At 66.4% G+C, this 17,764-nt stretch carries 20 protein-coding genes and 2 tRNA genes; 13 read left to right on the top strand and 9 right to left on the bottom strand.

Translation table 11 applies throughout. The features are described from left to right. Window positions 1-30: 30 nt before the first annotated feature. The 7 genes from rph to BTH_RS20260 all read left to right on the top strand — a co-directional run bounded on the left by rph (window position 31) and on the right by BTH_RS20260 (window position 4,681). A complete protein-coding gene (gene rph, locus BTH_RS20290; RefSeq protein ID WP_009889746.1) occupies window positions 31-762 on the top strand; it encodes a ribonuclease PH in 732 nt (243 codons plus the stop codon). A gap of 2 nt (window positions 763-764) precedes the next feature. After that, a complete protein-coding gene (rdgB, locus tag BTH_RS20285; protein ID WP_009889745.1) occupies window positions 765-1,391 on the top strand; it encodes an RdgB/HAM1 family non-canonical purine NTP pyrophosphatase in 627 nt (208 codons plus the stop codon). Then, complete coding sequence (gene hemW, locus BTH_RS20280; protein WP_009889744.1) at window positions 1,388-2,605, top strand: radical SAM family heme chaperone HemW; 1,218 nt, start codon at window positions 1,388-1,390, stop codon at window positions 2,603-2,605. The genes rdgB and hemW overlap by 4 nt, the downstream gene beginning before the upstream one ends. Before the next feature lie 110 nt (window positions 2,606-2,715). After that, window positions 2,716-2,803, top strand: a tRNA-Ser gene (locus BTH_RS20275). A 495-nt stretch (window positions 2,804-3,298) separates the two neighbouring features. After that, window positions 3,299-3,706, top strand: a complete 408-nt coding sequence (locus BTH_RS35905; RefSeq protein WP_373365262.1) for a hypothetical protein — start codon at window positions 3,299-3,301, stop codon at window positions 3,704-3,706. A gap of 189 nt (window positions 3,707-3,895) precedes the next feature. Continuing rightward, entirely contained in the window at window positions 3,896-4,171 is a 276-nt protein-coding gene (locus tag BTH_RS20265) for a hypothetical protein (RefSeq protein ID WP_009889738.1), read from the top strand. 135 nt (window positions 4,172-4,306) lie between these two features. Next, window positions 4,307-4,681, top strand: a complete 375-nt coding sequence (locus tag BTH_RS20260) for a hypothetical protein (RefSeq protein ID WP_009889736.1) — start codon at window positions 4,307-4,309, stop codon at window positions 4,679-4,681. A 280-nt stretch (window positions 4,682-4,961) separates the two neighbouring features. Here the strand turns inward: BTH_RS20260 and BTH_RS20255 are convergent, their stop codons facing one another. Continuing rightward, window positions 4,962-5,384, bottom strand: a complete 423-nt coding sequence (locus BTH_RS20255; RefSeq protein WP_009908885.1) for a GFA family protein — start codon at window positions 5,382-5,384, stop codon at window positions 4,962-4,964. Window positions 5,385-6,034: 650 nt separating this feature from the next. Here BTH_RS20255 and BTH_RS20250 point away from each other — a divergent pair. The 3 genes from BTH_RS20250 (at window position 6,035) to BTH_RS20240 (ending at window position 8,614) form a co-directional block, all read left to right on the top strand. Then, the gene (locus BTH_RS20250) at window positions 6,035-6,529 is read left to right on the top strand and encodes a TonB family protein (protein WP_011402106.1); all 495 of its coding nucleotides are present in this window, start codon (window positions 6,035-6,037) and stop codon (window positions 6,527-6,529) included. A 387-nt stretch (window positions 6,530-6,916) separates the two neighbouring features. After that, entirely contained in the window at window positions 6,917-8,236 is a 1,320-nt protein-coding gene (locus BTH_RS20245; RefSeq protein WP_009889732.1) for an MFS transporter, read from the top strand. Window positions 8,237-8,431: 195 nt separating this feature from the next. Next, entirely contained in the window at window positions 8,432-8,614 is a 183-nt protein-coding gene (locus BTH_RS20240; protein ID WP_009904327.1) for a hypothetical protein, read from the top strand. Window positions 8,615-8,648: 34 nt separating this feature from the next. On the opposite strand, the gene waaC is transcribed toward BTH_RS20240, so the two are convergent. Next, window positions 8,649-9,671, bottom strand: a complete 1,023-nt coding sequence (gene waaC, locus BTH_RS20235) for a lipopolysaccharide heptosyltransferase I (RefSeq protein ID WP_009889729.1) — start codon at window positions 9,669-9,671, stop codon at window positions 8,649-8,651. 130 nt (window positions 9,672-9,801) lie between these two features. Between waaC and BTH_RS20230 the strand changes: the two genes are divergently transcribed. Further along, window positions 9,802-11,493 carry a chloride channel protein gene (locus tag BTH_RS20230; RefSeq protein WP_011402104.1) on the top strand — a complete coding sequence of 564 codons (1,692 nt, stop codon included), beginning with the start codon at window positions 9,802-9,804 and terminating at the stop codon, window positions 11,491-11,493. Window positions 11,494-11,610: 117 nt separating this feature from the next. Here the strand turns inward: BTH_RS20230 and BTH_RS20220 are convergent, their stop codons facing one another. From BTH_RS20220 to BTH_RS20200, 5 genes are all read right to left on the bottom strand, one after another. Beyond that, entirely contained in the window at window positions 11,611-12,030 is a 420-nt protein-coding gene (locus tag BTH_RS20220) for a YXWGXW repeat-containing protein (RefSeq protein ID WP_019254550.1), read from the bottom strand. Window positions 12,031-12,150: 120 nt separating this feature from the next. Beyond that, on the bottom strand, window positions 12,151-12,405 hold the full coding sequence (minE, locus tag BTH_RS20215; RefSeq protein ID WP_004186076.1) for a cell division topological specificity factor MinE: 255 nt from the start codon (window positions 12,403-12,405) through the stop codon (window positions 12,151-12,153). Window positions 12,406-12,417: 12 nt separating this feature from the next. Next, window positions 12,418-13,233 carry a septum site-determining protein MinD gene (gene minD, locus BTH_RS20210; RefSeq protein WP_009904322.1) on the bottom strand — a complete coding sequence of 272 codons (816 nt, stop codon included), beginning with the start codon at window positions 13,231-13,233 and terminating at the stop codon, window positions 12,418-12,420. A gap of 58 nt (window positions 13,234-13,291) precedes the next feature. Next, a complete protein-coding gene (minC, locus tag BTH_RS20205; RefSeq protein ID WP_009889717.1) occupies window positions 13,292-14,107 on the bottom strand; it encodes a septum site-determining protein MinC in 816 nt (271 codons plus the stop codon). Between the two features lie 144 nt (window positions 14,108-14,251). After that, window positions 14,252-14,749 (bottom strand): GNAT family N-acetyltransferase, encoded by a 498-nt coding sequence (locus BTH_RS20200; protein ID WP_025404110.1) that lies wholly within the window; start codon window positions 14,747-14,749, stop codon window positions 14,252-14,254. Between the two features lie 66 nt (window positions 14,750-14,815). Here BTH_RS20200 and BTH_RS34580 point away from each other — a divergent pair, with 66 nt between their 5' ends. Both BTH_RS34580 and BTH_RS20195 read left to right on the top strand, forming a co-directional pair. Continuing rightward, window positions 14,816-15,301, top strand: coding sequence for a hypothetical protein (locus BTH_RS34580; RefSeq protein ID WP_161654579.1), 486 nt, complete (start codon window positions 14,816-14,818; stop codon window positions 15,299-15,301). A gap of 450 nt (window positions 15,302-15,751) precedes the next feature. Then, window positions 15,752-16,024: a hypothetical protein gene (locus BTH_RS20195; RefSeq protein ID WP_025404111.1), complete on the top strand. Its 273-nt coding sequence runs from the start codon at window positions 15,752-15,754 to the stop codon at window positions 16,022-16,024. Between the two features lie 226 nt (window positions 16,025-16,250). On the opposite strand, the gene BTH_RS20190 is transcribed toward BTH_RS20195, so the two are convergent. Beyond that, a tRNA-Ser gene (locus tag BTH_RS20190) sits at window positions 16,251-16,341 on the bottom strand. A 109-nt stretch (window positions 16,342-16,450) separates the two neighbouring features. Next, entirely contained in the window at window positions 16,451-17,752 is a 1,302-nt protein-coding gene (gene serS / locus BTH_RS20185) for a serine--tRNA ligase (RefSeq protein WP_009908876.1), read from the bottom strand. Between the last annotated feature and the right edge of the window lie 12 nt (window positions 17,753-17,764).

Raw genomic sequence — 17,764 nt, 5'->3', positions numbered from 1 at the left:
AATCCGGGTTTCTCCCAGCACATTGCCCCGATGACGAATTCCTCCCCACGCCCGAGCGGCCGCCGCGCCGATCAACTGCGCGACGTGCGCATCACGCGCCACTACACGAAGCATGCGGAAGGCTCGGTGCTCGTCGAGTTCGGCGAGACGAAAGTGATCTGCACGGCGAGCGTCGTCGAGCGCGTGCCCGAGTTCCTGCGCGAGCGCGGCCAGGGCTGGCTCACCGCCGAATACGGGATGCTGCCGCGCGCGACCCACACGCGCAGCGACCGGGAAGCGGCGCGCGGCAAGCAGACGGGCCGCACGCAGGAAATTCAGCGCCTGATCGGCCGCGCGCTGCGCGCGGTATTCGATCTGAACGCGCTCGGCCCGCGCACGCTGCACCTCGATTGCGACGTGATCCAGGCCGACGGCGGCACGCGCACGGCGAGCATCACGGGCGCGTTCGTCGCCGCGCACGACGCGGTGACGAAGCTCGTCGCGGCAGGCAAGATCGCGCGCTCCCCGATCACCGATTACGTCGCGGCGATCTCGGTCGGCGTGTTCGGCGGCGCGCCCGTGCTCGATCTCGACTACGACGAAGACTCCGCGTGCGACACCGACATGAACGTCGTGATGACGGGCGCGGGCGGTTTCGTCGAGGTGCAGGGCACCGCGGAAGGCGTGCCGTTCTCGCGCGCCGAGATGAACGCGCTCCTCGACCTCGCGCAGGCCGGCATCGGCGAGCTCGTGCGGCTGCAGCGCGCCGCGCTGGAGGCCTGACGATGTCGCACGCATCGACCGAGGCCGTGGCCTCGCGCATCGTCCTCGCATCGAACAACGCCGGCAAGCTGCGCGAGTTCGCCGCCCTCTTCTCGACGGCCGGCATCGATGTCGTGCCGCAAGGCGAGCTCGGCGTGTCCGAGGCCGATGAGCCGCACGTGACGTTCGTCGAGAACGCGCTCGCGAAGGCGCGCCACGCGTCGCGCGCGACGGGCCTGCCCGCCGTCGCCGACGATTCCGGCCTGTGCGTGCCCGCGCTGCACGGCGCGCCGGGCGTCTACTCGGCGCGCTACGCGCAGCGCGCCGGCCGCGAGAAGAGCGACGCGGCGAACAACGCGTATCTCGTCGAGCAACTGCGCGGCGTCACCGATCGGCGCGCGTACTACTGCTGCGTGCTCGCGCTCGTGCGCCATGCGGACGATCCCGAGCCGATCATCGCCGAAGGCCGCTGGGCGGGCGAGATCGTCGACGCGCCGCGCGGCGCGCACGGCTTCGGCTACGATCCGCACTTCTTCGTGCCGGCGCTCGGCGCGACGGCGGCCGAGCTCGATCCGGCCGCGAAGAACGCGGCGAGCCATCGCGCGCTCGCACTGAAGGCGCTCGTCGCGCGGCTCGGAGAGATTCGATGAGCGACGCGGCAACCAACGGCGCGCGCGTCGTCGCGACATTCGCCGCGCCCGGCAAGATCCGGCTCGCGTCGCTGCCGCCGCTCGCACTGTACGTTCACTTCCCGTGGTGCGTGCGCAAGTGCCCGTACTGCGACTTCAATTCGCACGAATGGAAGGACGGCGGCGCGCTGCCCGAGCACGATTATCTCGACGCGCTGCGCGCCGATCTCGAACATGCGCTGCCGCTCGTCTGGGGACGCCAGGTGCACACGGTGTTCATCGGCGGCGGCACGCCGAGCCTGCTGTCGGCGGCGGGGCTCGACCGGCTGCTGTCCGACGTGCGCGCGCTACTGCCGCTCGACGCGGACGCCGAGATCACGCTCGAGGCGAACCCCGGCACGTTCGAGGCGGCGAAATTCGCGCAATTCCGCGCGAGCGGCGTCAATCGTCTGTCGATCGGCATCCAGAGCTTCAACGAAGCGCATCTGAAGGCGCTCGGGCGAATCCACGACGCCGCGCAGGCGCGCGCCGCGGTCGAGATCGCCGCGCGCACGTTCGAGAACTTCAATCTCGACCTGATGTTCGCGCTGCCGAACCAGACGCTCGACGAATGCCGCGCGGATCTCGAGACCGCGCTCACGTTCGCGCCGCCGCATCTGTCGCTTTATCACCTGACGCTCGAGCCGAATACGTACTTCGCGAAATTTCCGCCCGCCGTACCGGACGACGACGCGTCGGCCGACATGCAGGACTGGTTGCACGAGCGCACCGCGCAGGCGAGCTACGCGCGCTACGAGGTGTCGGCTTACGCGAAGCCGCATCGGCAGAGCAAGCACAACCTCAACTACTGGTGCTTCGGCGACTATCTCGGGATCGGCGCGGGCGCGCACACGAAGCTGTCGTTTCCGAACCGGATCCTGCGCCAGGCGCGCTACAAACATCCGGCGACGTTCATCGAACAGGCGAAAGCGGGTGCGGCGGTGCAGGAAGAGCGGGAGGTCGGCCCGCGCGATCTGCCGTTCGAGTTCATGCTGAACGCGCTGCGGCTCGTCGACGGCGTGCCCACCCACAGCTTCGCGGAGCGCACGGGCATGTCGCTCGCGTCGATCGGGCCCGCGCTCGCGCAAGCGCAGCAGCGTGGCCTCATCGTGCACGATCACACGCGCATCGCGCCGACGCCGCTCGGCCAGCGTTTCCTCAACGATCTGCAGGCGCTTTTCCTGCGCGACGAATGACAGGCGGTTGACGGGCGTGAGCCGACGCGTGCGTGCCCAGGCGCGCACGCGCGAGTCGAACGAGGCACCGCGACGATTCGTGCGCCGTTTCGGTTACAATGCTCGACCTTGGAAGCGTGGCCGAGTGGTTTAAGGCACTGGTCTTGAAAACCAGCGACGGGCAACCGTCCGTGAGTTCGAATCTCACCGCTTCCGCCACGACACGCTTTCCCCGCCTCTCAAGAAGTGCCGCAAAGCCAAGCCGGACAAGGGTTTGCGTGCCATCCGAGCTTTCGCGAGCCTCCAGGAAAAGTCGTAAACTCCCCAAATTCGTCGAGTGTTTTGGGGACCTGTGACGACCATGCCCGAGAGCCGCCTACGTGATCAGCCATGCCGCTCGGCATGCGGCCGTCGTGTCGGTGACGGCGAATGTCTTGCGCGACTAGTCAAGCCGAACAGCCAGAGATACCGACGATTCCGGCACATGAGACCGGACGGCCGCGAAGCGTTGATACACAACGGCACCGTATTCACGCGTCAGGCCGGAGGCCGCTGGAGCGGCACGAAACGTACATCGCGCAGCCGGCGCAATGCAGCGGCGATCCCGCGATGCTGCGCAAGCAGGGGGATGCCCGCCTCTAGGTCGGCGCAGCCCGCGCGCCGACCTTCAAGCAGTGCGCCACGGCGTTTATCGACGTATGCCGTGCGGAATCGGTGACCCCGAATCACACGCAACGGTGGACAAACGCCTTCGCGACCCACGCCCATCCCATCATCGCCGCACTGCTCCCCGCCGGCATCGACTCGGACCTCGTGCGGAAAGCGCTTGAGCCGATCTCGCTGACGAGGACCGACACCGCCATACACGTGCGCGGCCGAATCGAGACCAATGGCCATGGACGTCAACGTCGAAGGGTGATTTTTGCCCCGCTCCCTTTACGACCTTTTTACTTGTCTCCGGATGGCGGCTCAATAAAATACCCGTGTCATCCCACCAAGAGCTGGCGACATGACCATTCGATGTCCTCGTCCCCCGAGTTGCTTCGCTACCTGACAGGCAGGACGCCGGCTCTTTTCTTCGAGCGATCGTCCGGCCGACAGGCGGGCGGCGCGCACCCGTAGTGCCCGTTCCGAGTGCCCTTGCGCATCACCCGGACGCCGCGATTGCGGCGATTCGGGACGTGCGCTTCCGGCCGCGATAACCGACGCGCCCCTGCGTTTCGCCCGCCCTTTCGAACTTCACCTCATTTGCGTGCGGCAGACGATGCGAGCGCACGCGCGTCGCCTGCGACGAAGAAGAAAGGATGACCGATGAACGAGCTTCATGTAACCGCGACGCCGGCCGGCATGCCGCGACTGAGCGCGCATGAAATGGCGGCACTGATGCTGCTCGAACATTCGCCCGTCGAGATCGAGCAGGGGACGCTCGACATGACCGCGCTCCGCGACGCGGGGCTCGCGGAACTGATCGATCGGGAAACGGGCGAGCCCAAGTTCTCCATCACGCGAAAGGGCAAGGTCCTGTTGCGAATCCTGAGCGAACGGGTCCCACGGGAAGGCAACGTCTCCGCCGCGTTTCGATCCTGATCTCGCGAGCCGTTCGCGCAACCCTCGAGCCGATATCCCACCCGCATCCGCCCGACGCACCGAACGGCGCGAACAAGCTTTGATCCACGGGCATGCCCGCCTGCATGCAATGCACTGACGAACCGGAGTCTTGACATGTTTGAACTCAACAAGCATTACACGCGCGAATTCATTCACACGGCCTGCGGCGGCAGCAAGCAGGCCTTTCTGCCGACGAAGAACGGCAAGGTCGTGGCCGCTTGCCTGCGGACGGATCTCAATCCGCAAGCGCCGGACGTCATCGTTTGCGGCGGCAGCGCTTCGGCGCGCGCCGCCGGCAGGACCCTCGCCGCTCAAAACGGTACGATCCCCGTGTTCATCAAGATGGAGGCGGACGCGTTTCGTTTCGTCGGCCTGTTTGCGGTCAGCGAATCCCTGACCGCGCCGCTCGATTACACACCCTATGTGCGCAACAGCGGATTCACGATCGGCCAGGTTTCGCGCGTCCTGAAAATGAAGCGCTGCGAATAGGCGCGAGAGAAGGGGCGAGAGAAAGGGCGAGACAAGGCGGCGCGGCGGCAATTCGACGTCTGGCCGCCGGTCGCCTTCCGGTCGGCGGTTCGTGCAACGATCCGCGCCGTCATCGCGCAGGCGAGCCCGCCCTTCCGGTCGATCTCATGTTCGATCGACGCGTTGCACCGCGAGATATTCGACGCCGGCGTGGTCGAACGCGAAGCGATATCACCAAGCCGGCCCCCGATTCGGGACCGCGCGTCGACTGCATTCCCGACGACGATCGCGGCACCGCGCTCTACCGGCCGGGACGCGCGCCCTTCTCCGCGAACTCGGCGACGAGCGGACCATACTCCTCCATCGCCGGGAATCGGGCGAAGCCGTGCGCCGCGCCCGTCTTCGCCCAAGGCAGCGCCTCGCTGACATAGGTTTCGACATAGGGCTTGAACCATCCGCAATCGTCGAGCATCGTCGGGCGAACGTTGACGAAACCCATGCTGGGTTCGAGTTCGGTGAACACCCAGCTCTTGCACCAGTCGCAATGCCGATGATGAATCTCAGCGCCATGCGCGCCGCCGACGACCGGCTCGCCGGACGTCACGCGAAAGCCGCCTTCCGGAATCGCCATCGACAACGAAAAGGCGCTTGCGCTCATCCGCTGGCAGCCCCTGCAATGACACGCCATCGTCAGCAGCGGCGGCGCAGTGATCTCGAAGCGCAATCGTCCGCAGCGGCATCCTCCCGTCCAGGGCAATTTCCAGTCGTCCATCGCACGCTCTTTGGTAGTGGGCATTCGAAGAGACGAAATCATATTACGGATCGGAACACGCAATCAACGCGGCGCGCGTGCGCCGGCATCGACGCATCGCGGCTTCGCCGGCGAGCCGTCGACACGGTCGCAAGTGCGTCGCGTTCGATGCGACGACGCAAGCCGGCCCCCTATTTCCCGCGAGCCATCGATTGCACGCACCACGCGGCCCTCACCTTCCGGCGGCGGCATCGCGCCGCTCGATGAAAAGCGCCCCGTCGCGATATGGCCGTCGCGTCATGAAACCGGCACCGCGTCCGACAGAACGGCCTTTCGACTTGCGCCGATCACGATCCGGTCACATCTCAATTCGATGCGATCGCAAGCAAGCGAACGAACGAACGAACAAACGAACAAGCATATGCATGACGACGGTGCGGTGCCGCTTGCCATCGCCGCCGAATCGTCATCGCGGGGCGAGCGTCGTCGCATGAGCCCCTCGAATGAAACGACCGCGCACGTGCCGAAACCGTCCTCCGGAGCAGATCGTTTGTCCCGATGCACCGCGATACGTGCGGACCTATCATGAAATCGGCGCTCTGCCGAGCCTCAGGGAGGCGATCATGACGACTCGCTCCGAATTCCTCCGAATCCGGGCCGCTTCGCGCGGCGCTGCCCTGTCCGCATGCGCGGCCATGCTCGCGGCCTGCACGATCACGCTGCCGCCGCCGCATGGCGCGGTCGTCGTGCCGAGCGTGTCGTCGATGAGCGCGACCGAATACCGCGCGGCCATTGCACAACGCATCACCGACAGCAATTCGGATCGCATCCTGCACGGCACGCCGCAGGCGATGCTGCGCTCGCTCGTCGTCGTCGCGTTCACCGTCGATCGCAACGGGCGACTCGTGAAGTCGGCCGTCTATCGCAGCAACGGCGACGACGAGGCCGAAGGCATCGCGCTCGCTTCGCTGCGCCGCGCCGCGCCGTTGCCGCCGCCTCCCGTGAAGATGCTCGACGGGCGTGGCCAGGTCGACCTGATGGAAAGCTGGCTCTTCAACGACAACGGGCAGTTCCAGTTGCGCACGAAAGCGGCGCCGCAGGCGCAGACGCTCAACTGAACTCGCGCACGTACGCACGTACGCACGTACGCACGCGCGCTCCGCCGCGCTGTCGCACGCGGCGCGCGACGCCACGCGGCCGCGTCGCTATAATTTCCCGCATCCGCATTCGGCCACAAGGCCCGCTTGCGCGGCTCGCCTATCCGGCGGCCCGCGCAACGCATCGACGACACGCGGCCGCAACCGATGCGGCCGGCTCGCGGGCAAGCGACGGCCCGCTTGGGCGCAGCGTGCACGCTCGCATCGCCGCGCGCGAACCGCCGGCATGCGTCGCGTGCGGCGACACGCCCGACTCTCGATTCGAACAAAGGTGCAACGGCCGCCGACCGCGCGCAACGAGCGACGCGCGTCCTTGCGAGACCCGCGCCGCCACAACCGGAGACCCGCATGTCGGATACCCGTCTTTCCGCTTCCGCTTCCGCCGCCGCGCCGAGCGCCGCCGACACGACGAGCCACCGCCGCATCGTGTTCGCGAGCTTCATCGGCACGGCGATCGAGTTCTACGATTTCTACGTGTACGCAACGGCCGCCGCGCTCGTGATCGGCCCCGTGTTCTTCCCGCACGGCTCGGCCACCGCCCAGGCGCTGTCCGCGTTCGTCACGTTCGGCATCGCGTTCATCGCGCGGCCGATCGGCTCGTTCCTGTTCGGCCATTTCGGCGACCGGATCGGCCGCAAATCGACGCTCGTCGCGTCGCTGCTCGTGATGGGCGTGTCGACGACCGCGATCGGCTTCGTGCCCGGCTACGACGCGATCGGCGCGCTTGCGCCGGTGCTGCTCTGCGTGCTGCGGTTCGGCCAGGGCATCGGCCTCGGCGGCGAATGGGGCGGCGCAGCGCTCCTCGCGACCGAGCACGCGCCCGCCGGCAAGCGCGGCTGGTTCGGGATGTTCCCGCAGCTCGGCCCGTCGATCGGCTTTCTCGCGTCGAACGGCCTGTTCTTCGCGCTCGCGCTCACGCTGTCCGACGCGCAGTTTCGCTCGTGGGGCTGGCGCATTCCGTTTCTCGTGAGCGCGGCGCTCGTCGCGGTCGGCCTGTACGTGCGCCTGAAGATCGCCGAGACGCCCGCGTTCCAGGCCGCGCTCAACCGGCACGAGCGTGTGCGCATGCCGGTCGCGACGCTCATTGCGCACCATTGGCGGCCGACGCTGCTCGGCGCGCTCGCGATGGTCGTCTGCTACACGCTGTTCTACATCTCGACGGTGTTCTCGCTGTCGTACGGCGTGTCGACGCTGCATTTCTCGCGCCAGAGCTTCCTTGGCCTGCTGTGCTTCGCGGTGCTGTTCATGGCGCTCGCGACGCCGCTCGCCGCCGCAGCCGCCGATCGCTTCGGCCGCAAGCCGGTGCTGATCGCGGGCGCGATCGCCGCGCTGCTGTCGGGCTTCACGATGGCGCCCCTCCTCGGCAGCGGCTCGACGGCGCTCGTCGCGCTGTTCCTGACGATCGAGCTGTTCCTGATGGGCGTGACGTTCGCACCGATGGGCGCGCTGCTGCCGGAACTGTTTCCGACCCACGTCCGCTATACGGGCGCGGGCGTCGCGTACAACCTCGGCGGCATTCTCGGCGCGTCGATCGCGCCTTACATCGCGCAGTTGCTCGCCGCGCGCGGCGGGCTTGCGTGGGTCGGCGGATACGTGTCGGTGGCCGCGGCGATCAGCCTCGTCGGCGTGCTGCTGATGCGCGAGACGCGCGACGCGAAGCTGACGTGAACCGGGCGGCGCGAACGCACTGACTCGAGCAGGCGCGCGACCGCCGACGCGCTCCGGGCCGCCCGATCCCGCCTGAAAAGCGGCCGCCGGCCGGGGTTACGGCGCGCATCGTCCTGTCTATACTCGATGCACGGGCGCCTGCCGCGCGGCGGGCGCGCGTCACGCTTTCGGCATCAGCCGACAGGAGCCGTCACGATGGACCTGATCCGCCTGCAGAACTCCGATCTCGTATTGAGCCTTGCGCTGTCGCTCGGCGGCGCGCTGCTGCTGGCGATGCGCTTCAGGCCGAAAAGCTGGCTCGGCATCGCGGTCGAAGCGCTCGCGGCGAACCTCGCGGCCATTGCGGCCGTGATCGCGTTCGAATTATTGCTGTCCTGAGCGCGCCAGCGCCCGGCCCGCCGCCGGCGCACGCTCACATCGCGGCGACGCGCCGCGGCTGCTCGACGATGCCCATCGGATAGACGCGCTCGATCGCGCCGAGCACGTCGTCCACGCTCGGCGGCGCGCCCTCGTCGCCGATCGACAACGAGTGCGGCGCACCGCTCACGCCCAGATGCTGACGCGACGTCGCACGGAAGATCATGACGGTCGGCTTCTCGAGCGCATGCGCCATGTGCACGAAACCGGTATCGACTCCGACCACGAGCGTCGCGCGGTCGATCTTGCGCGCGACGTCGGCGAGCGTCAGCTTGGGCAGCACGACCGCGCCCGGCGCGCGCGCCGCGATCCGCTGCGCCTCTTCCCGCTCGTGCTCGCTGCCCCACGGCAGCAGCACATGCAGCCCGCGCGCGCGCATCTCGCACGCAACCGCACTCCAGTGATCGGTCGGCCAGCGCTTGTCGTCGTTCGACGTCGCATGAAAAAACAGCGCGTACGGCCCGGCCGGCTCCGCGAGCGCGGCGAGCGGCGCCGTATGCGGCTCGCGCGACTCCGGCGGCACATCGAGCAGATAGTCGGCGCGGCCTTGCGGCTCGTAGCCGAGCGCCTCGCCCGCGCTCACGCGCATGCCGTGCCACGCGTCGCAGGCGGGACGCGGACCGAAGCGGCCGTTGTACGCGAACATCGCGCCGAGTTCCCCGAGATCCTGGTTCCGGTAGCCGTAGCGCCGCCGCGCGCGGGCGAGAAATGAAATGATCGCACTCTTGTAGACACCGTGAAGATCGATCACCGCATCGTAGCGATACGCGCGCAACTCGCCGATCGAAGCCGCGATCGCCTTCAGGTCGGCCCGGCTGCGCGCTTTTTTGAAGCGGCGCAACGGCGCGCACAGCACACGGCTCACGCCGGTGTTCCAGCGCACGACGTCGGCGCACGACTCGTCGACGGCCCAATCCACCTGCACGCCCGGGAACGCGCGGTGGAGATCCGCGACGACGGGCAACGTCTGCACGACATCGCCCAGCGACGTGACCTTCACAATGAGAATACGTTTCATTTTTATGTGGATGTACCCAACCCAACTCGGTAGTTGGGCATTCTAAATAGACAGAACGTCACAAACACCACAAATTGCGAAGAATTTACATTTGCCCCGACCCCGGGATCGTGGTAGTCGGGCGTCTATAATGGCACTCTTTTGCGCGTCAACTCCCATGCAACGCACCCGCCTGTTCCCGACCCTCACGCGCCGCACGCAGCGCATCTGGCGCCAATACGGCGTGTTCTGGCTCGGCGCGATCGCGGTCGGCCTCACGGCCGTCACGTACGCACGGCTCATCGACTGGGGTTACGAAGCGTTCCGCTCGCTCGAGCGCGGCCGCCCGTGGTTGCCGTTCGTGCTGACGCCCGCGGTCGCCGCGCTGTCCGTGTGGCTCACGCGCCGCTTCTTTCGCGGCGCGGAAGGCAGCGGCATTCCGCAGGTGATCGCGACGCTGCACGCGCAGCCGAGCGCGTTCGGCTCGCGGCTGCTGACGCTGCGCATCCTGTTCGGCAAGATCCTGATCTCGTTGCTCGGCATCATCGGCGGCTTCACGATCGGCCGTGAAGGGCCGACCGTGCAGATCGGCGCGTCGCTGATGTTCAACCTGCGCCGCTTCTACCCGCGCTCGAACGCGCTGATCGAACGCCAGCTCGTGCTCGCGGGCGCGGCGGCCGGCTTGTCCGCAGCGTTCAACACGCCGCTCGCGGGCGTCGTGTTCGCGATCGAGGAACTGAGCCGCAGCTTCTCGGCGCGCGCGAGCGGCGTGCTGATCACCGCGATCATCATCGCCGGCGTGATCGCGCTCGGCATGAACGGCAACTACACGTACTTCGGCACGATCGAGATCGGCCAGCACTTTCCGAAAATGCTCGCGGCCGCCGTGTTGCTGACGGCGCTCGTCACGGGCATCGCAGGCGGGCTGTTCGGCTGGCTGCTGCTGCACACGGGCCGCTGGCTGCCGGCGCGGCTCCTCACGCTCTACCGCGAGCGGCCGATCGTGTTCGCAGTGGCGTGCGGTCTCGCGATCGCCGCCGTCGGCGCCGTGTCCGGCGGCACGACGTTCGGCAGCGGCTATGCGGAGGCGCGCGGGCTCCTCGACGGCCGCGAACAGTTGTCCGTGCTGTATCCGTTCCTGAAAATGATCTCGATGGTCGCGTCGTATCTGCCCGGGATTCCGGGCGGGATCTTCGCGCCGTCGCTGTCGATCGGCGCAGGCTTCGGCAATCTGCTGCACTTCGTGTTCAGCGGCATGCATCTGCCGATGCTGATCGCGCTCGCCATGGTCGGCTATCTTGCGGCCGTCACGCAATCGCCGATCACGTCGTTCGTGATCGTGATGGAGATGATCAACGGCCACGCGCTCGTGATCTCGCTGATGGCGACCGCGCTGATCGCGAGCCGCGTATCGCGCTTGTTCGTGCCGCCGCTCTACGAAACGCTCGCCGAACGCTATCTGAAGCCGCCGCAGCCGAAGCACGCGGCGGCGGCCGCGACCGGCGCGGCTCCGTCGCACGCCGGCATCGCGGCGGTCAAGATGCCGGAAGACGCCGAATCGGCGCCCGCCGATCCGCTCGACACGCTACGCGACGAGGCAACGAACGACGCGCAGGCAAACGCTACGAGCGCCGCCGGCGGCAATATCGACGCCCGCGCGGCGGTGCGCGCCGCCGATGCGCCGACGCCCGGCGGCGATGCCGCACACGCGGCCGCGCAGCCCCACGCCGGCGCGGCACCGACACCCGTCGAGGCCGGCGAGCCGAATGCGTGCGCGGCCGGCCCGGCGTCGCAATCGGGCGACACCGCACATCGCGAGCCGCCGCATCGTCCCGCTCAATAGATGACGACGGACGCCGGCCGGTAATACACCGGCCGCGCCGGCACGACGACGCAGCCGGCCAGCGTCAGCGCGACGAGCGCGAGGGCGAACAGGGTTCGTTTCATCGCTCGCGCCTCCTCAAGCCCAGTGGCCGCGAACCCAGACCCAGCCCGGGCCGCGCTGCGACCAGTGGCCCGGCGCCCAGTGCATGCCGACGCGCTCGACCTCCCAATGCCCAGCGATCCACACATAGCGGCCGTGCTCCCAGCGCCAGTGGCCGCGATCCCACACGTAGCCGGCGCGCGCCTCGGGCACGACCTCGTAGCGCACGGGCGGCGGCGCGCTCGGCGCGACGACGACGACTTCGCGCAGCGCAGGCTCGACGACGACACCAGGCGCCGCCCGCGCGACGACGATTTCGCCGGCGTTCGCGGCAAGCGGCGCGGCGACCGCGCATACGCCCGCGCCCGCGACGACGAACGGCAGCACGACACGATGAAGAGAAAAAGACATCACAACCTCCATGAACGATTGAACACGCGATGAGAGCGTATCCATTCAATGCTCAGGAGGGCGCAACGGCGGACAGGCGCTGCATTACCGGAGGACCGAAAGTGCAACGAGACGTAAAGGCGCGCGCGGCGGCGACGCGCCGCGCGCAATGAGGCGGAAAACGCGTCAGGCTTGCGGAATCTCGATCTTCACCTCGAGCACTTCCAGATCGTCCTGGCGCTCGAGGCTCACGCGGATGTCATCGTTCGAAATCTTCACGTACTTCGAAATGACCGCGACGAGTTCCTTTTGCAACGCGGGCAGATAATCGGCGGGCGGGCGGCCGCCCACGCGCTCGTGCGCGATGATGAGTTGCAGGCGCTCCTTCGCGACGGCCGCGGACTTCTTTTTCTCACCAAGCAGAAACGACAGAATCGACATGACGCGCCTCCGTTACTTGGAGCCGAAGAGGCGCTGCAGCAGGCCCGGCTTCTGATAATCGGTGAAACGCAGCGGCTTGTCCTCGCCGAGGAAGCGCGCGACGATGTCCTTGTACGCTTCCGCGACGTCGGTGCCGTCGAGATGGACGGCGGGCAGGCCCTGGTTCGACGCGTGCAGCACGGCCTCGGACTCCGGCACGACGCCGATCAGCTTGATGCGCAGGATCTCGCTGATGTCGTCGAGCGACAGCATCTCGCCTTCGGTCACGCGTTTCGGGTTGTAGCGGGTGATGAGCAGGTGCTCCTTGATCGGCTCCTTGCCTTCCGTCGCGCGCTTCGTCTTCGACGACAGGATGCCGAGAATGCGGTCCGAGTCGCGCACCGACGACACTTCCGGGTTCGTCACGACGAGCGCCTCATCCGCGAAGTACATCGCGTGCAGCGCGCCCGACTCGATGCCCGCGGGCGAATCGCAGACGATGAACTCGAAATCCATCCCGATCAGATCGTTGATGACCTTCTCGACGCCCTCGCGCGTCAGCGCTTCCTTGTCGCGCGTTTGCGACGCGGGCAGGATGTACAGGTTCTCGCACTTCTTGTCCTTGATGAGCGCCTGGTTCAGGTTCGCTTCGCCCTGGATCACGTTGACGAGGTCGTACACGACGCGGCGCTCGCAGCCCATGATGAGGTCGAGATTGCGCAAGCCGACGTCGAAGTCGATCACGGCCGTCTTGTGGCCGCGCAGCGCGAGACCGGAAGCGAAGCTCGCGCTCGTCGTCGTCTTGCCCACGCCGCCCTTGCCCGAAGTCACCACGATGATTTTTGCCATTTACCTACCCTGTGTTCGTCAATGAGGATCGACCGACCCGTTTGTTGCGCCACGCGTGTCACGTGAGGCGCAGCGGTTCGATCATCAGTTTTTCCTGTTCCAACCGGATCTGCACCGACTTGCCGAGCACGTCGGCCGGCAGCGGGTTCTCGGTGGTCCGATAGATACCCGCGATCGAGATCAGCTCCGGCTCGAGACACGTGCAGAAGATGCGCGCGTCGTGATTGCCGTGCACGCCCGCGAGCGCGCGGCCGCGCAACGGCGCGTAGATGTGGATGTTGCCTTCCGCGATGACCTCGGCGCCGTAACTGACCGGGCCGAGCACCACGAGATCTCCCTTCGCGTAAATCTGTTGTCCTGAGCGCAGCGGCTTGTCGATGACGAGCGTCGCCGACTGCGCCGCGACAACAGGTGCGGCGGCCACGGCCGGCGGCGCAACCGCATCGGCGCCGGACGGTCCGGCCTGCGCAAAGAGCGCGGCTTGCCCGGCGGCCGGCACGCGCGGCTCCTCCGGCTGCGCAGGCGCGTCATCCGCCGCCTTGGGCGACGGCGCGCGCCGGTCGCGCGCCTCGAGAAGCGGCAAGCCTGCGCCCGCCGCCCATGCGTGCTGCTCCGGTTGCGCGACGACGCCGATCGCACGCATCCGCACGTCGCTCAGCATCCCACGGATATCGTCGAGCGGGACGCGCTCGTTATCCGCGAGCCGACGCACGTCGATCGCGACGACATCGTCCGCAAAGAATTCGGGGGTCGCTTCGAAACGCTTGACCAACTCGGCGCGCAACGCATCGAGATCGGCGGTTTTCACGATGAACAGCAACGTGTCGACCGAACCGCTGCGCAGTTCGAAGAATGGCGATTTTTTAAGCGACATGGACGTTCTGCAAAAAAATTTTGCGTATTTTACAGGCGTCCACGCCCGGGGCCATCATTTTCGGGCGCGCGCGCGACGGTCCGCCCGCCCGCGTGCGCCCGTCCGGGCGCGACAAGGAAGGTCCGGGACCGGTCCGCACGCCGCTTACGCGTGCTCGCGCCAGACGAACAGCGATTTCATCGCACCCGGCACGCGGGTGATCGGCGCGCGCTCGCCGGTGTCGGCAAAGCCGACGTGCTCGTAGAAGCGGATCGCGCTGCGGTTCTGATCGGCGATCCATGCGTAGATCTCGACAGCGCCGCGCGTGGCGAGCCACGCGCGCGCCGTGTTAACGAGCAGCACGCCGCCGCGCAGATGACGGACCGCATGCGCGACCCACAGCTCGCTCACGAACGCGCGGCGCGCGGGCGTGCCGTCGAAATACGCGCCGATCATGCCGGCCGGATGGCCTTCGGTGTACAGCACGAACGTGGTCGATTCGTCGGACGTCGCGCGCTGCTGCGCGATCGCGGCCGCTCTCGCGGCGTCGACGGCCAGCTCGGCTTCCGGCGTCTCGCCGCTCGCATAGGGCTCGCGCAGCGAGGCGGCGCGCAGTTCGCGATACACGCCGCCCTGATCCGCGGCAATACGACGAACAGTCAAGGTCGAACTCATGCAGGCACAGCCCCCTTCGGACAGCAAGCCGTTAGCTTCAACCGAAAGCGGGGCATGAGTCAAATCGTAATTTTCGAACGGCTGCGAAATGTCGTCGATAAGCGCGATAACGAGCGCAATTTCGCGCTTATGCGGCAGCGCAGCAATGTGCGGCGAATCGGTCGACGGGACGTGTCGCGCGAAAACGGGCATCAACGTCGCATCAACGTCATTGGTTCGATCAGCCGACGCGGTCGCCTCGCACGTCGTGCGCGCATGGCTCCGATTGGTCGCGCCGTTCAGTTCTTATGCAGTCCGTTCGATCGGAGCGAATCGGGAAAACCTGCGCGCGCATCGGCGGCGGTTTTACCCTCCTGCCCCGGCCCGAGCCGCGTCTTTCGACATCGATCGAGCGGTCGAACGCGCCCACCCGCGCACCTCGGTTCATTCGCCTCGGTCACGGTGCTCCCGCATCTCCCATCGCCCAATACCTTCATCGAGGCGCACTCCGCACCGCCGAAAAAATCTCACGCCGATCCAAGGATCAGATCATCCCAATAATCGATCCCCTCGATCAATATGCCGCCGCCTCGTTGGCGCAGGCATATCTGTCCGACAACGATTACCGAAACGCCCTCCCGATGCGCCGGCGACGCACGACGATCTCCACTCGGATCTCGTGTCTGCTCGACATGCACACATGCCGACGACGAACATCAACGTTCCGTCGCGTCTTAAACTTCAAAGATTCGAGACGATTTTTCAGATTCCGGCATTGAGTCGAACTATAAACGGCAGTGGCATCGGTCCAATTTCGCAACCCCTTGCTCAATGGCCGGCATGGCTACCCAATCTGGGTGTTTAGTCTCGGATCGATTAATTTATTATTGTTTGCGGTCAATCTGCTATTACCCGCGCACTTCGATTGACCCAATCCTTTAACGAAGTTCAGAAAGAGAAATTTCGTTATGGGAATCCGACTAAAACAGCCTGATAGAACGAGGTGGAATCATAGCGATAAGCTTCAAAAACAGCGCATCGAACACGGTTGAAGTGTCGATCAATCACTGGGGAACGGACGGAGACACCAATCCGTTCAAGATGGCGCCCGGAGCCAGCGATTCCTGGAATTGCACCGACCTTCGCGGCTACGTCATGTATGTGCAGTTGGGCGGGTCGGCGACGCCGTACTATGTGCTGAGTACCAGCAATATCGTGATCTACGACGACAAGGTGACGGATAGCGGGCAAACGCTCCTTCCGGCAAACCAGCGTTTTGGCTGAGCGCGCGACAAGAAACCGGTCACATTGGCCTCTCAACGGCACCAGGGCGCCGATTGGCGCGACGCGCGGAACAAGCCGAGGCATCATCGACATTGACAGCTCACGGCGCTGCAACCACATTGCCCGATCGGAACGGACTGTTGATGCGCCGCTCAGCCACGATTCTCATGACGCAATAGAAAAACCCCCGCAAGCTGTTCGGCGTTGCGGGGGTTTCCTGTGTATCTGGCGGAAAGGGTGGGATTCGAACCCACGATACGGTATAACCGTATACCGGATTTCGAGTCCGGCGCATTCGACCTCTCTGCCACCTTTCCTTTTTCACTCACCGGCAGGTCGTCCCGGCGAAGCGAAGATTATAGAACAACCTTCCGCAAACTTCCAAGTATTTTCTTCAAATATTTTCGAAGCCGCCCGGAAGGCCGTTCAGGCCGCGCTCGAAGGCGCGGCGATCCGCTCGACGCCGCCCATGTAAGGCCGCAACGCGACGGGCACCGTCACCGAGCCGTCGGCGTTCTGGTAGTTCTCCAGCACCGCGACGAGCGTGCGGCCGACCGCGAGGCCCGAGCCGTTCAGCGTATGCACGAGCTCGGGCTTGCCCTGCGCGTTGCGGAACCGCGCCTGCATGCGGCGCGCCTGGAACGATTCGGTATTCGAGCAGCTCGAGATCTCGCGATACGTGTTCTGCGCGGGCAGCCACACCTCGAGGTCGAACGTCTTCGCCGCCGAGAAACCCATGTCGCCCGTGCATAGCGCGACCACGCGGTACGGCAGTTCGAGCGTCTGCAGGATCGCCTCCGCGTGGCCGACCATCTCGTCGAGCGCCGCGTACGATGCTTCCGGCGCGACGATCTGCACCATCTCGACCTTGTCGAACTGGTGCTGGCGGATCATCCCGCGCGTGTCGCGGCCGTACGAGCCCGCCTCCGAGCGGAAGCACGGCGAATGCGCGGTCAGCTTGATCGGCAGCGCGGACGCGTCGACGATCGAATCGCGCACGGTGTTCGTCAGCGAGATCTCCGAGGTCGAGATCAGGTATTGCGTGACCGTGTTCTCCGCGCCGCCCTTCTCGACGCGGAACATGTCCTCCGCGAACTTCGGCAACTGGCCCGTGCCGTACAGCACGTCCGGATTCACGATGTAAGGCGTGTACGTCTCGCTGTAGCCGTGCTGCTGCGTGTGCGTGTCCAGCATGAACTGCGCGAGCGCGCGATGCAGGCGCGCGATCGGCCCGCGCAGCACCGTGAAGCGCGCGCCGGAGAGCTTCGCGCCCGTCTCGAAATCGAGGCCGAGCGGCGTGCCCACATCGACGTGGTCCTTCACGTCGAAATCGAACTGGCGCGGCGCGCCCCAGCGGCGCACTTCGACGTTCTCCGTCTCGTCGCGGCCGACGGGCACGCTCTCGTGCGGCACGTTCGGCATCTCCAGCATCAGCTCGGACAGGCGCGCCTGAATCTCGTCGAGCTTCACCGCCGAGGCCTTCATCTCGTCGCCGATGCCGCCCACCTCGGCCATCACCGCCGACGTGTCCTCGCCCCGCCCCTTCATCGCGCCGATCTGCTTCGACAGGCTGTTGCGGCGCGCCTGCAGTTCTTCCGTGCGTGTCTGGATCGCCCGGCGTTCCGCTTCGAGCGCGGAAAACGCGGCGACGTCGAGGGTGTAGCCGCGATCGGCGAGGCGTTTCGCGACGCCGTCGAGGTCTTTGCGCAGCAACTGGATGTCGAGCATGGGAGGACAGGA

Origin of the sequence: Burkholderia thailandensis E264, from assembly GCF_000012365.1 — a bacterium.
In the GTDB taxonomy this organism is placed as follows: Bacteria; Pseudomonadota; Gammaproteobacteria; order Burkholderiales; family Burkholderiaceae; genus Burkholderia; species Burkholderia thailandensis.
Note: the sequence above shows the minus strand (reverse complement) of the source record. Positions and strands in the feature narration are given on the sequence as shown.